Below are 14214 nucleotides of genomic sequence, written 5' to 3'. Positions count from 1 at the left end.
GTCGGCGCGCTGGGACCCGAGCGGGTACGCGCCCAAGAAGGTCACCTCGGCGATCTGTTCTTCCTGCTCAGCGACAGCTACCTGAAGCACCCGGCCACCACCACCATGCGAGTCTTGCTGTGCGCCAGCCTGTTCGCCGCCTGGCTGGTGCTGCACAAAGCCGCCAAGCGGTGCAGATACGTCCTGCGCCGCTACGGGCTGCTGCTGGGCAACCTCCATACCACGCACGCGGGGCACGGCTCCGTGCACCGGGCCAGTGTCATCCAGTCCGTCTTCAGCGCAGTGGCAGTCATCTTGTTTGCGGCCGCGGTGCTCGACCCGTACGGGAACATGTCGACCAGCATGCTGGGCCTTGGCGCCCTCGACATCATCCTGCTGCAGGCCTTGCCCCCGGCGGCCGTGATCAGCTACTTCCGTCGCCGGCGTGAGCGTCGTTGGCAGGTCGTCATCGCGCCCGCGCTGGGTGCCCTCGGGCTGATCACCACGTCGCTTTTGGTGGTGTCGAACTTCGATGTGCTGACCGGTACCACCGAGCCCGTCATCACCGCCTTGCAGTGGCTCTTGTTGCTTGTCGGCGGCCCCGGTGTCGCCCTTGCCTCCTGGTTGCGCTCGGCCCGCCCGGACCGGTACGCGCGCCTGGGCGGCGCATCCGTGCCGACGCCGCCGCCCACCGCCCCGCCCAACGCCCCGGCCGGGGACCCTTCTGGACAGCCTCGCCCGAGCAGCGCAGCGACTCCGGCTCGGCCCGGGAACCGCGCAGTGAAAGGACCAGCAACAATGGCTCGTGATGCCGAAACGCATGCAGATATACCCTTCGGTCCTGAAGACACACCGTGGCAGAAGACCTTTAGCGGCCTACGGGTTGGTGGTGGCCGCCCCTACGGCACCCCGCCGTCCTCCGATCCGCGGGCGGCCTACACTGGTGTTCCCGAAGTGCCCCATCACAAGGTGCAGTTGCCGCCCACCGGACTGGATGCGGAGCAGTACACCGAGGCAGAGGCACTGTTTCGCAGTCACATAGACGCCCAGACGCGCAACTTCGCCGGTTACCAGGTCACCAGCGCTCTCGATTACGAAGAGCGCCTGGGGCACTATCTCAACCGGCACCTCAACAACGTCGGAGACCCCTACCAATCCAGCTCGTACACGCTCAACTCCAAGGTGCTCGAGCGAGCCGTACTCGACTACTTCGCCTCGCTGTGGCACGCGAAGTGGCCGCACAACCCGGAGGACCCCGAGTCGTACTGGGGCTATGTCCTGACCATGGGCTCCAGTGAAGGGAACCTGTACGGCCTGTGGAACGCACGGGACTACCTGTCGGGCAAGCTCCTGCGCACGCACCACCGCAAGCCGGGCAAGGTGACCTTCGAGCAGGCACTGCGCGGCGGGGGCCCGCACGCCTTCCATCCGGTGGCGTTCTTCTCTGAGGACACCCACTATTCGCTGACCAAAGCCGTGCGGGCGCTGGACATCGACACCTTCCACACCCTGGGCTCCACGTGCTACCCCGACGAAAACCCTCTCGCACCGGGAACCCCCTGGCCGCGGGAGGTGCCTTCCGGCGATCACGGCGCCATTGACATCGACCAACTCGCTGTCCTGGTGCGGTTCTTCGCCAGTCGAGGCCACCCAGTCTTGGTCAGCCTCAACTACGGGTCCACCTTCAAAGGCGCATACGACGACGTCGAGGCGGTCGCCTGCACGGTGCGCAGCATCTGCGCCGAATACAACCTTGACAACCGGCGCGTCTACCGCGGATGCGGCGAGAACAGCGACTATGACGAGCGGTCGGGCTACTGGCTGCACGTCGACGGGGCGCTCGGAGCCGGTTACGCGCCCTACCTGGAGATGGCCCGGGACGCCGGCATGGTGGAGCATGCACCGCCGACCTTTGACTTCCGGATCTCCGACGTGCACTCACTGACTATGAGCGGCCACAAATGGATGGGGACACCGTGGGCGTGCGGAGTGTTCATGACCCGCACCGGGCTGCAGATGGCCCCGCCCAAGTCATCGGAGTACATCGGCGCCGCCGACACCACCTTCGCGGGCTCCCGCAACGGCTTCTCCTCGCTGCTGATGTGGGACTATCTGGCCCATCACTCTTACGATGACCAGGCCTGGCTCGCGGCCGAGTGTGACGGGCTTGCTGCCTACATGCACGAGCAACTGCTCGTTTTGCAGGAGCAGTTAGGCCAGGGCCTGTGGGTGGCACGCAGCCCGCAGTCGCTGACAGTACGGTTTCGCCAGCCTCACGCCGACATCGTCCGCCGCTACTCCCTCTCCAGCGAAACCGTGTACGTCGACGGCACCGCGCGCACCTATGTCCACCTGTATGCGATGCGCCACCTCACCAGGCAACGCGTCGACGAACTCATCGGTGAGCTGCGACAGCCAGGCGCTTTTCCTTTGGCCTCGTCCGCAAAGACCACCACCGGCGGGGGTGCGAGCGGCTCAACCGACCGAACCGGTGGCTGACATGGCGGCGGGTCAACATCGCAATGACCTTTGAGGTGACGGGGCTACGGCTCTACGGGTTGTAACCCTGTCGTTTCGTCCTGACCGAGCCGGACGTGATGCTGCTGGCCGGGAGTCGGGCACGACCGCGTTCGACAAGGTCGCTGCGGATGCGGGCGGCCTTGCGTCGTGCTCGCCGTGGCCACGTTCCTCGTCGTGAGCAACTTCGAAACCATGACCGGTACGGACAACCCGGTAGCGGGCGCCTTGTCGTAGCTGATTGGGGTAGGGGCGGTGGGCGGGATTGCATACACGCTGTGGCTTCGCTCGGCGCCGCACGAGCGCTACGCCCGCCCGCCTGGCGGAGGGAGAGAGGCGCGGCAGGGAAGTCCAAAGCTGGTTTCGGTCGCGGCACCAGTGTCGGTCGAACAGGCGATACCGTCGCGGGAGCACGCGACCCCGCAGCCGACATCCGTTCTCTGACCGGGGCCACTTGGCGGGGTCCCGGGGCTTGTCAACCCAGGACGGCACAGGTGATCCACGTGCTTTCCACATGTTGACCCCTTGATCTCCGCAGCCGGCTTGAGCCCCCGAGATGCCCAGAGCCATCATTGAGGAGAGATATCTCCGCTCAACAGCACGACTGCCGGCTCTCCGCCGTCGAGGTGGCGGAGTTCCACCGGAACGAATACGCGGGCCCTTCACCATGTACGAGCCTGGCGAGATGAAGCGGGAGTGGCCCCGGACCCGCCAGGACCTCAGGGATCGGAGCGGTGCGGTGTACCGGGAAGCAGCCGGTGAATCGGGGGCGGCGAACCTGTCCAACTACGACCGGCACCTCGGCAACGCCTTCCTCGCAGATGTCATCACGCAGCCGCACATCGTTGACCGGGTCGCTTCCGTCCTGGGCACGGACGTGCTGCGCTGGCGCACCGACTTCTTCCCCAAGTACCCGAGGAACGAGGGGACGGATTGGCACCAGACCTGCACTTCCGCCGGTGCATGCGGCCGGCGGCCCCAGATCCAATGGCCGCAGAGGGCCGCTCTCGGCAGCACCCTTTCCATGTGGTGCGCGTTTTGCGACGCCACCGTCGAGACGGGCTGCCTGCAGTTCATCCCCGGCACGCACCATGTCCTACGACGAGACCAAGCAGATGCGCTACGGCCCCGACAGAAACATTTCTGTGGTGAAGAACGGCGTCAGGCGCGGCTTCTTCGGTTACGACTACCGCGAGCTGCAGACCGACCCGGCCTGGGAGCCGGACGAGTCGAAGGCCGTGTCCCTGGAGATGCGGGCCGGGCAGTTCGTCATGGCCTGGTCGACGCTCATGCACGCTTCGTGCACGCATGCCGACTGGACCAGGGACATGCGCATGGGCTTCTCGGCACGCTACGTGCCCACATCCGTTCAGGTCTATCCCGGTGTCTCCGAGGTCGAGAAGTAGGGAGGGCGAGCTTCGCCCTTTAGGGGCGGTGCTGGTCAGCGGCAGAGAGGAATCCGGCCACAATTGGATCGCCGAACACACCACCAGAGATCACCCTCCCCGGCGCCGCAACGGTGCCGGCGCGTGGGCCTGACACGACGCGCGACGCCGTCGGTGGGCCCGAGGAGGGCCAAGTGGACACTGGCAACCGCACCGTGGGACGGCAAGTGGTCGAGGGCCAACAGGATCGACGCGGCGGAGGCGTTCCCGGCGTTGACGACGTCCTTGGCGACGACCGTGTGCGAGGCGATGCCCCAGGGATTTGGCGGCGTCGATGATGCGGGCGTTGGCCTGGTGGGGGACGAAGGCGGCGAGGTCGGCCACCTCCACGCCGCCTTCTCTAGATGAATGAGTCCAAGGGATGGCCTGCGGACATGAGACGAGGGCGTCCAATGTCAGTGTGTGAAGACAGACCTGGACACCCTCGCAACGGCACTCTACGCCCGGATCGTCGACGAGTTGAAGGCTTCGCCGTGGCTGGCCCCGCGGCGGCCTGCCGTCGGGACCACGCCCACGCTCAGTGACGCCCAACTGGTCACGCTCGCGGTCATGTCGGCGCTGCTCGGCTACACCTCCGAGCGGCGCTGGCTGCGCCGCGTCGAGCGCAACTTCGGCCACCTGTTTCCCGCGTACCTCAGCAGTCCGGCTACAACAAGCGGCTGCGCGCCGCGTCGTGGCTGCTCACCAGCACGATCCGGATTCTGGCGGCGGACACCTCGCTGTGGAGCGACGACGTGTGGCTGCTCGACTCCACCCCGGTCGGCTGCGGCTGCTCGCGGGAGACGGCCAGGCGCCCGGACCTGGCAGGCTGGGCCCAGTACGACTACTGCGCGTCGCACTCACGCTATTTTTGGGGGCTGCGGCTGCATCTGGTGTGCACGCTCGACGGACCGCCGATCCTGTTCGCTCTCACCGGTGCGAAGGCCGACGAGCGCGAGACGTTGCGCGACATGCTCGACGCCGCGCCCGACGTCGCAGCCGCACATCGCGGCCAGACGATCATCGCGGACAAAAACTACTACGGCCGCGAGTTCGAGCACGACCTCGCCGACCGTCACCTCCAGTTGCTACGGCCGGCCCGCAAAGAGGAAGCCAAGCGGGCCGGGGCACACCTATTCAAACCACTGCGGCAGGTCATCGAATCGATCAACCAGACCCTCAAAGGACAGCTCGACCTGGAACGACACCGAGGCAAGAGCCCGGCCGGGCGGCGGCCCGCGTCCTGTGCCGAATCCTCGCGCTCACAGCAGCAATCTGGCACAACGACAAAACCGGACAACCGATTATGCGGTCACTGACCGCCTACGATCACTGACCGCCTACGATCACTGACCGCGACGACACCCCTTGGACTCATTCATCTAGGACCATACCGACCTCGCTCGGCTGGACGCCCGCTTAGGCCATCGTCTTGCGGGCCGCCTCGGCAGTCATGGAGACGACCGTCTCGTTAGGGCCTGCGAACCGTCTGCTCTCGATGCTGGACCGCGGCGTATCCATGGGTCGCTGGAGTCATTGTGGGCGCAGATCTTATCGTTGCTCACCACCCGGGTCGGCCGGTACGCGCCGATGCCGAGGATACGGGCACCGGGGGAGCGTCGGGGCAGGCTCATCCGACCCATCGTGCCACCCCCCCCGGAAGGGTCTGTACGCACTCCAGGCCGGACGGGTACAACAGCACCGCGTTTCGGTCCGAGAGTCCCGCGACGGCGAACGCGGCGGCCCGCATATCGGCATCGGCAGGGAGTCGGCCCGTAGACGAGCGACTCGTTTGCTTCCTCGCTGTTGCGTAGGAAGACGTGGGTGGTGTCGTTGGACTGCTCCTCGCTGCAGTAGCAGGGCGTCTGCAAGGGTGTGCACGTCCACGGTCAAATACCGGTCCGGTGACGGCCACGAGCGGATCTCCAGATCTCGGCTTCGAGAGGTGTGAGGTCGTGGACGCGACGATCGGCCCGTCAATGCGCCATGGGTGGCGAGGTCAACTTCCTTTCCACTGCCGCCAGTACATCCCTCGTCACCGCCGCGGCGGCGGGGACGAGGTCGGCCATGAGTAGATATCCGTGAACCAGGCCGGCAGCGGGAATGTGCTGTACGTCAACGCCACTGGCGGCCATGCGGGCCGCCAGTTCGACACCGTCGTCGTGTAGCGGATCGAATTCGGCGGTGCCGATCACCGTGGGCGGCAGTCCTCGGAGGTCGGCGTTGAGCAGGTCGATCGCCGGGTCTGTGCGGGACTCCAAATCCGGCAGGTATTGGTCGTAGTACCAGTACAGGTCGTCGAGTTCCGACAGGTAGCCCGTCCCGTACCGGCGGGTGGACTCCGACAGTAGAGACGGATCGGCCGGTGGGTAGACCAACAGCTGTGCGGCGAACGCCGCACAGCCGTGATCGCGGCGGTGCAACGCGATGCCCAGGGCCAGGGCCCCGCCCGCGCTATCCCCGGCGATCACATGGTCGCGACCGGGGAAGGCCCGGTCCGCCCATTCAGCTGCTGCGATACCGTCGTTGAGTGGGCCGGGGTGCGGGTGTTCCGGCGCGCGGCGGTAGTCGACGGAGACGACGGCCGCGCCGAGTGCGGAGGCGATGCGCCGGCAGACCGGGTCGTGGGTGTCGATGTCGCCGACCGTCCAGCCGCCGCCGTGCAGATAGGTCACGAGGCGGCCGCGGTCGGTGGCCGGCAGATACGTACGGACACCGAACGTGCCGTCGCCGCCGTCGATCTGCTGGTCCGCGGTCTTGGCGACTTCCGGGGGCGCGGCACCGTTGCGGCCACGGGTCGCGTGGGCGGCGTATCGGCGGCGCACCTGTTCCACGGTGAGGGTGCGCGCCGGTGCCGGTCGATCGGCGGTCTGCCACTGGATCAGGGCGCGGATGAAACGGTCCATGGCCAAGGGGCTCTCCTTGTGTCACACCAGCGGAGGGTTCGACGGTTTGAATCCGCGCAGCCGGCTGTACATGGGGAGTGGGCATGGCGGCGAACCCGCCTTGCCGAGCCGGGACAGCTGTGCGAGGTCTAGCTGCCAGCCGACCGCACCAAGAGCGTCCCACAGCTGTTCCTCGTTGCGGGCACCGCTGATGACCGCAGCCACGGTCGGCCGGGTCAGCAGCCAGTTCAGCGCCGCTTGAAGCACGGTCCGGTCGGTCTGCGCGGCGATGCCAACGAGCAAGCCGACCAGGCCGTAGAGCCGCTCCTCGTCGAGGAGCGGCGCGACCGCGGCGGATCTTCCCGGTCAGTCGATCGCGGCGGGCTCCGCACCGCCACGCCGACGCCTGGGTCGTCGCGGGCGAGCGGCATGGGCTCCCACTCGGGCGTCGCTGACCCCGGCGGGCGTACCGGCTCCGGCGTGGGACACCACACGGTCCGGGACGTACGACCCGGTGGTGAGTAGCGCCGACAGGTGCTGAGGCACAGGCCCGGGCGCACTCATTGCGTGACGTCGGCGGGTAGGACGAAGTCCGTGGTTGCCTCGGGCCACTCCGGCACCGACTCGATCTCCAGTACTGCCACGGTCACCGAGTAGCCGCCGCCGGTACCGATCAGGAGCACGAGGTCGCCCTGGCTGACTTCCTTCTTCTCCACCAGGCGTGCCGTAGCCGCGGCCAGGTCGCCTGCGCCCAAGTGCCCCGCGTATCGGCCCCAGTTCCACAGCGTGCGCTCGGCCGAGATGCCCAGCGGCTTGAGGAACTGGTCCTCCATCATCATGTGCCCCATGTTGGGCAGCAGGATTTTGGCGAAGTCGTCGAGCTTGTGTCCGGTCCGGCCGAGCACCTTGGAGACGACGCTCATCAGCGTCTTTTCGGCGCGCTGCAGCACCGACTCCGCCCCGACCTCCTCCAGATACGACTTCTTGGGAGTACGCAGATTCTCGTCGACGACCACCCCGTACGCGTTGGTGAACGGGACGATGCCCCGGTGCAGCGGTTCCAGGGAGGCGTCGGTGGCCGACGCGATGGCATGGATGCGGGCGAAACCGCCGGTCGTGGAGAGGACCAGCGCCGTGGAGCCGTCGCCGAAGACGATGCCGTACGAACCCCGCCACCGGTCGAACCCGGGCGGACAGAACCGGTCCGCGGTGGTGATCAGAGCGCTCGTCCCCCGGCCGGCTTCGAGCTGGGCCATCGCCAGATCGACCGCCGCCATGCCTCCGTTCGACATCCCCTCCACGTTCAGGGCGAAGGCGCCGGTAACGCCCAGCTCGCGCTGGATGTAGGGAGCCGAATTCCAGTGGTGGTCGCGGCCTTGGTGGTATATCGATGCATGCAGGATCAGATCGACCTGGTCGCCGACCACAGCTGCGGCCCGATCGAGGGCCTTTCGCCCTGCGATCGCTCCCATGTCCGGAACCGATATCTCATCCGAGGCCACCGGCAGGCAGGGTATTTTGTTGGTGGCGTTGTCGTCGGCAGAGTAGTTGCCGGCAGCCACTGCTTCCGCTGCCGATTCCGCAGGCGGAATCCAGGCCGCAGCCGACGCGATATAGACAGGGATACTCATTGTCTAATTCTTCCTCCGAGTTCAATGCTCGTCTGGTAATGGTTGTGGTGAGCGCGATCATGCTGTGCGATCCGAGGATCGGATCGCGGAGGTTCATCGGGACGCGGTCACGTTAAAACGCCCACCCCGATCTCTCACAGATGTATTTCTCATGACTTCCGGTGGCATAGTCAACTTGGGCGTGGGCACCTGTGAGACGGTCCTCAGAGTGATCGCCAGCGATCCGACCGGACGTGATATGGTGCGCGGCAGTCTCACCCAGGGTTTCTAGGCGGGGCACGGGGCAAGCGGTAGCGGCGACGGGAAATGCTGACGGGACGAACGACACCTTCGTGGATCTTGCAGCGCAGAAGAGCTGCAAGATCCACAAGGGCCGGCACGAAATGACCGAACGCTTCTCCGCCTGGCGGCGGATTACCGGCTGCTCATCCACCGCCTGACGGGCGGCGGGCTGACAGCCCCAAGGCTTCCAGTTCCCCCAATTCACCACACTGGCACCAGAAGTTGACCGTGCCACACCGCCTCCTACGCGGCAGGCGACAGCCGTCGCACATCTCCCGGCTCGATTACGTGCCCTCAACGGGCAAGGCGGCCAAATCGTTTCGGCTCCAAGTCTCGAGTTCGGGCGCGGGCGCGCGAAACTGGATCACCCATACGAATGCGCGAGGGTTCACGGAACGCTGTGCGTGATGCACGTGGGGTGTGCGCGGGTGGAATGTGAGACGTGATTCGTTACGTTCACGACGGCCGTGCCCGAATGTTCAACTGCCCACGGAAGACAGTTGAACGGTCAGTTCGACTCCGAATTCGGTGCTCCCGATGTCTTCTTCGTCAGGGACTGCACGAGCAGGCCGTCGACGAAGGCACGGAGCCCCTGCGCGAAGGTGTCCTGCCCGGCCAGTGTCGCCCACCGGTCGGCGATGGCGGCCAGGTGCGGGTGCCGGAGCGGGCCGTCGGCGTTGCCGAAGTAGGCGTTGAGGTGGGTGGGGTCCTGTTCGTTCATCTTGCGGTGGCGGGTGTGCGCGCGCACGACGATCTCGCCGGCTGTGTAGTACCAGATGCTGCGGAAGATCTGGACGGACTGTTCCGGGGGGCATCCGGCGCTGACGGCTCCGGCCAGGATCGTCTCGACCAGCCATAGGAACGAGTCGCCGAGCCGGGCGATGAATCCGTCGGTGGTGAGGACTTCCGCCGCCCAGGGCCATGCGGCCAGGCCGTCGTGGAGCGCGACGGCGGCCGTGATGATGCGCTCCCGCGGCTCGCTCGGCAGCTCGGGGTGCGGGATCTGTTCCGCGTACTCGTAGATCAGCAGGAACAGCAGCTCTTCCTTGTCCCGTACGTGGTGGTACAGGGTCGTCGCCCCGACGCCGATCTCGGACGCGAGGCGGCGGATCGTGAGTTTCTCCCAGCCGACCTCGTCGATGAGGCCGCGGGCTGCGGTCAGGATCTGCGCACGGGAGGTGACGGGAGGGCGGCCGACACGGCGGTGCGGTTCGGTGGAGCGGGACATCGTCCCATCATGCCTCGCCACGACACCCGCCGTACGACCTGTGCAGTCGACAGCCCGACCACCTCGCTGCTAATTTCAGAACGCGTTCCGAAATTTCGGTGGTGCGAGGGACAGAGAGGTTGTGTTGTGGTGGCAAGCACGCCAGTAGCGGGTGAGAAGGCGAGCGTCGGAACCGGAGCGCGGCCCGGAATCACCCTGGCCTCGGTGTCCGTCGTGCAGTTCATGGTGTCGCTCGACCTGACGGTGGTGAACGTCGGACTCCCCGAGATCGGCAGCGGCTTGGGCTTCGGAGAAGTGGGCCTGACCTGGGTGATCCACGCCTACGCCCTCGCCTTCGGCGGGCTGCTGTTGCTCGGCGGCAAGATCGCCGACCGGTATGGGCACAGGCGCGTGATGCTGCTCGGACTCGTCCTGTTCGGCCTTGCGTCCCTCGTCGGCGGCCTAGCGCAGTCCCCGGGCCAACTGGTGGCGGCCCGCGCCGCGCAAGGCATCGGGGCCGCCGCGCTCGCGCCGGCCGCGCTGGCGCTGCTGGCCTCGACCTTCCCCGGCGGCAAGGAACGCGTGAAGGCTTTCGGCCTGTGGAGCGCGATGAACGCGTCCGGTGGCGCCGTCGGCGTCCTGGTCGGCGGACTGCTCACCCAGTACGCGGGCTGGCAGTGGGTGATGTATATCAACCTGCCGATGGCCGCCTTCGCGCTGGCTCTGGCCTGGCGCGGCATCGCCCAGGACCCCCCGGCCGCGCGCCGCGGCCGCCCGGACGTGCTGGGCGCCGTGCTGGGCGCGGCGGGTACGGCCCTGCTCGTGTTCGGTGTCGTCCGCACCGATCAGCACCCGTGGACCTCGGATACCACACTGATCACCCTGACGGCCGCCGTCGCCCTGCTGGCCGCGTTCATCCAGGTCGAGCGGACCACCAAGCGCGACCCGCTGATCCGCCTCGGTCTGTTCACCAAACGCTCGGTCGTGGGCGCCAACCTCTACATGCTGTTGTTCGGCGGCGCCATGGCCTCGGCCCTGTATTTTGTCTCCCTCTACCTCCAGCGGGTGCTCGGCGGCAGCCCGGCCCGCACCGGAGCCGAGTTCCTGCCGTTCATGCTGGGCGTGGTCGTCGGCTCCACCCTCGCCGTCAAGTTCGGCTACAAGTTCGCCCCCCGGAGCATGCTGATCACCGGTGGCACGCTGTCCGCGCTCGGTTTCGCCTGGTTCGGCCTGATCCGTTCCGACGGCTCGTTCCTGGTCGACGTCCTCGGTCCGTCCGTCGTCACCAGCGTCGGCATAGGCATGTGCCTTGCGCCGGCCGTCTCCATCGCCACCGGGGGCGTCGCGCCCCACGAGGCGGGTGTCGCCTCCGGCATGCTCAACAGCACGCGTCAGATCGGTGCCTCGCTCGGCCTCGCCGCCCTCGGCACTGTCGCCCACGATCGCAGCGGTGACGCGGCCACCCCCGGCGCTCTCGCCGACGGGTACGCGCTCGGCATGATGGTCGGCGCCGTGATCATGGCCGCCGCAGCTGCCGTCGCGATATTCGTCCTGCCCCGCCCCGGCCGGGACACGGCCGGCGAGGCGCGCTCAACCCGCTGAACTCGGACGGATGCGGTCCCTGGCGATCAGGCTTCTCGAAGCGCCGATCGTGGACAGGGGCCGCGTTCGTGTGTCATCACCGGTGGACAGAGCCGACCTCGCGCCGTCGATCGGCGCATGGCGAACAGCGAGGAGGGCGTCGCATCACGCCGGTCACAAGCCGCCATATAGAAGGCATCCATACTTCACCCAGTCGAGCTGCCCACAATGACGAGCGCCGAGGAACTACAAGGAGGCTTGCATGGGAATTGATGTCTTGGTGGCTGATGACCTGTATCTGTCCCGCTTCGCGCTGGCCGCACTGCTGGAGAGACACGATGAGGTCCGGGTCGTCGGGCCCGCGGAAAGCAACGTCGCCGCACTGAAATTCGCCGAGACGCAGCGGCCGGATGTGTCGGTCATCAGCTACGAGAGCGGGGGCAGTGACGCGATCGCGGTCGCCGAGAAGATCGCGGGCATGGGTTGTCGGAGCATGCTCCTCGCCAGGGCGGTGACACGGTCGGTCATTCGCCAAGCCTTCGCTGCCGGGATAGCCGGCATCGTGGAACGCAGCGTGTCGCCGCGCCAATTCGTCGAAGCCATCCACCGAGTGCACCAGGGCGAGCGGGTCTTCGACGCGGAGCTGACCGTGGCAGCCCTGAGCAACAGCGACTGCCCGCTCAGCGCACGCGAGTTCTCTGTACTCGAAAATGTCGCCCGAGGTGACACCGTTGTCGAAATAGCGGCGCGAATGCATCTTTCTCAGGGAACAGTGCGCAACTATCTCTCCTCCATGGTGGCAAAACTCGGGGCGCGCAACCGGATCGACGCGTTGCGCATGGCCAGGGATTCACGCTGGATCTAACCGCCGACATCACCTCTGCCGCTTGGAGGCATGGGGGCAGAGGCAGAGGGGCGGGGCGACCGGGAGCATGTAACCAGCCGACGAGTGCGGCAAAGCGACTTACTTTGCTTGGGCGGGCTTGACCCAGACCCCCTGCGGGGGATGAAACTGCGTCCCGCAGCCGCCTTCGCCGTTCTCCGTGCCTTGAAGCGGACGTTCAACTGTCCATACCGGAGCAGTTGAACGCGGGTATTCAGGCGGGGCTGGTCGATGCATCCGATGTATGTTTCTAATAAGACTAGACCTCGCTCAGCTATGCATCTGCCGACTCTTGCCCTGCGTCCAGAATTGGGTCCAAAATGTCCGCTTCGAGCAATTCACGTCAGGGAAACCCATCTCGTACTGAAGGGCATGTCACCGGCTTTTCCGGGGCCGTCCTTAACCTGATCGGCGATCGGCTCGCAGCACATCCCGATGCTGCGGCGATTAACTGCGGAGACGCACAGGCACTTTCCTACGCCGAGCTCTGGCAGCGTGCGGAGGCGATAGCCGACGGGCTCGCGGGCGTCGGGGTGCGGCCCGGGCACGTGGTCCCCGTGATGCTGCCCCGCTCCACCGACACCGTCGCGGCGCTGCTCGGGATCTGGATGGCAGGAGCGGTATACGTACCGCTGGATCCCGCCTTTCCCGCCGAACGGATCGAGTTCATACTCCGCGACTGCGGCAGCGCGGTCCTGCTGACCCACTCGGATCTCGCGAGCACTTTCGCGGCGGCCGTCCCCGACGTCATTGCCCTCGACGCACCGCTCGAGCCGACCGATCGATCCGCACGGCCGAATTCACTCCGCCCGGCCGCCGATGATCTCGCATACACGATATATACCTCGGGCTCGACCGGTAGCCCCAAAGGGGTCCAGGTAACCCACCGATCGCTGCTCAACTTCACGCTGCACCTCGCCGACCTGCTGCACCTTGGCGACCGGGATGTCTTCACCAGCGTCGTCAGCCCGGCATTTGATGTGTCGCTGATTGACTACCTGGTGCCCCTGCTGTCCGGGGCCCGCATTTCCGTCATTCCTCAGGATTCCGTGAACGACGCGGAGCGTCTGGGGCGACTCATCGCCGCCAATGGCGCCACCGTCATGCAGGCCACACCAGTCACTTGGCAGATTCTGCGGGAATCAGACTGGCGGCCGCCCGGGCTGTTCACCGCGCTGTCTGGCGGCGAGGCGCTGCCCGCCGATCTGGCCACCTGGATCCGTGACCGTTGTGCCAAGGGCATCAATCTGTACGGCCCCACCGAAGCAACCATCTACGTGTCGACTCAGGACCTTTCCCAGGTCGACCTTTCTGACGTGCACACGGTCCCTTTGGGCGAGCCGATCGCCGGTGTCGCCTTCTACGTGGTGACCGAGAACGGCACGCTCGCCCCTTTCGACACCCCCGGCGAACTGTGCATATCCGGCGTGGCGTTGGCGCGCGGCTATGTCAATCGCCCCGGAGAAATGGAGCGGGCCTTCGTCCCCAATCCCTTCCGCCTTGGGGAGAGGATGTACCGTACTGGCGACCTGGTGAAGCGACGAAACAGCGGTGCCCTGGAGTTTCTCGGTCGCATTGACCACCAAGTCAAGGTGCGCGGCCACCGAATCGAACTCGGCGAGGTCGAGGCGACACTCTCCAGTCACCCTGCCGTCCGGCAAAGCGTGATCGTCGCCCGCGAATACGGAGATTTGGACAAGCGCTTGGTGGCGTATGTGCGCCCGATGGCACGCAGTCGGGAGCAGCGGTGGCTGGTGTTGGCGGGTGAGTTGCGGGAGTTTGCGGCGGGTCGTTTGCCGGGGTACATGGTGCCGTCGTCGTTTGT

The 14214-nt window shown here is 66.5% G+C and carries 9 protein-coding genes and 2 pseudogenes; 7 read left to right on the top strand and 4 right to left on the bottom strand.

Annotated features, from left to right (window positions below):
- Positions 1 to 114 precede the first annotated feature (114 nt).
- The 4 genes and pseudogenes from FHS42_RS16460 to FHS42_RS16445 all read left to right on the top strand — a co-directional run bounded on the left by FHS42_RS16460 (position 115) and on the right by FHS42_RS16445 (position 5256).
- Positions 115 to 2478 (top strand): pyridoxal-dependent decarboxylase, encoded by a 2364-nt coding sequence (locus FHS42_RS16460; RefSeq protein WP_246494901.1) that lies wholly within the window; start codon positions 115 to 117, stop codon positions 2476 to 2478.
- 574 nt (positions 2479 to 3052) lie between these two features.
- Positions 3053 to 3902, top strand: a pseudogene (locus FHS42_RS39115) (chlorinating enzyme).
- Between the two features lie 123 nt (positions 3903 to 4025).
- The gene (locus tag FHS42_RS16450) at positions 4026 to 4289 is read left to right on the top strand and encodes a hypothetical protein (protein WP_184572993.1); all 264 of its coding nucleotides are present in this window, start codon (positions 4026 to 4028) and stop codon (positions 4287 to 4289) included.
- Positions 4290 to 4343: 54 nt separating this feature from the next.
- Positions 4344 to 5256 (top strand): annotated as a pseudogene (locus FHS42_RS16445) (IS982 family transposase).
- Between the two features lie 640 nt (positions 5257 to 5896).
- Here FHS42_RS16445 and FHS42_RS16440 read toward each other — a convergent pair.
- From FHS42_RS16440 to FHS42_RS16425, 4 genes are all read right to left on the bottom strand, one after another.
- The gene (locus tag FHS42_RS16440; RefSeq protein ID WP_246494919.1) at positions 5897 to 6826 is read right to left on the bottom strand and encodes an alpha/beta hydrolase; all 930 of its coding nucleotides are present in this window, start codon (positions 6824 to 6826) and stop codon (positions 5897 to 5899) included.
- A gap of 21 nt (positions 6827 to 6847) precedes the next feature.
- A complete protein-coding gene (locus FHS42_RS16435) occupies positions 6848 to 7108 on the bottom strand; it encodes an aldo/keto reductase (RefSeq protein ID WP_221476584.1) in 261 nt (86 codons plus the stop codon).
- 257 nt (positions 7109 to 7365) lie between these two features.
- Positions 7366 to 8436: a ketoacyl-ACP synthase III family protein gene (locus FHS42_RS16430; protein ID WP_184572991.1), complete on the bottom strand. Its 1071-nt coding sequence runs from the start codon at positions 8434 to 8436 to the stop codon at positions 7366 to 7368.
- Positions 8437 to 9226: 790 nt separating this feature from the next.
- A complete protein-coding gene (locus tag FHS42_RS16425; RefSeq protein WP_184572990.1) occupies positions 9227 to 9946 on the bottom strand; it encodes a TetR/AcrR family transcriptional regulator in 720 nt (239 codons plus the stop codon).
- Between the two features lie 204 nt (positions 9947 to 10150).
- Here FHS42_RS16425 and FHS42_RS16420 point away from each other — a divergent pair, with 204 nt between their 5' ends.
- The 3 genes from FHS42_RS16420 to FHS42_RS16410 form a co-directional block, all read left to right on the top strand.
- On the top strand, positions 10151 to 11527 hold the full coding sequence (locus tag FHS42_RS16420; protein WP_312866908.1) for an MFS transporter: 1377 nt from the start codon (positions 10151 to 10153) through the stop codon (positions 11525 to 11527).
- A gap of 241 nt (positions 11528 to 11768) precedes the next feature.
- Positions 11769 to 12371: a response regulator transcription factor gene (locus FHS42_RS16415; protein WP_184572989.1), complete on the top strand. Its 603-nt coding sequence runs from the start codon at positions 11769 to 11771 to the stop codon at positions 12369 to 12371.
- 338 nt (positions 12372 to 12709) lie between these two features.
- Positions 12710 to 14214, top strand: a 1505-nt coding sequence (locus tag FHS42_RS16410; RefSeq protein WP_184572988.1) for an amino acid adenylation domain-containing protein, incomplete at its 3' end; no start/stop codon positions are given.

The organism is Streptomyces zagrosensis (assembly GCF_014203645.1).
GTDB lineage: Bacteria > Actinomycetota > Actinomycetes > Streptomycetales > Streptomycetaceae > Streptomyces > Streptomyces zagrosensis.
Note: the sequence above shows the minus strand (reverse complement) of the source record. Positions and strands in the feature narration are given on the sequence as shown.

Coding starts and splice junctions, on each gene's coding strand:
- FHS42_RS16415 (WP_184572989.1), top strand. CDS start 11,769: ATGGGAATTGATGTCTTGGTGGCTGATGACCTGTATCTGTCCCGCTTC.
- FHS42_RS16430 (WP_184572991.1), bottom strand. CDS start 8,436: ATGAGTATCCCTGTCTATATCGCGTCGGCTGCGGCCTGGATTCCGCCT.
- FHS42_RS16440 (WP_246494919.1), bottom strand. CDS start 6,826: ATGGACCGTTTCATCCGCGCCCTGATCCAGTGGCAGACCGCCGATCGA.
- FHS42_RS16425 (WP_184572990.1), bottom strand. CDS start 9,946: ATGTCCCGCTCCACCGAACCGCACCGCCGTGTCGGCCGCCCTCCCGTC.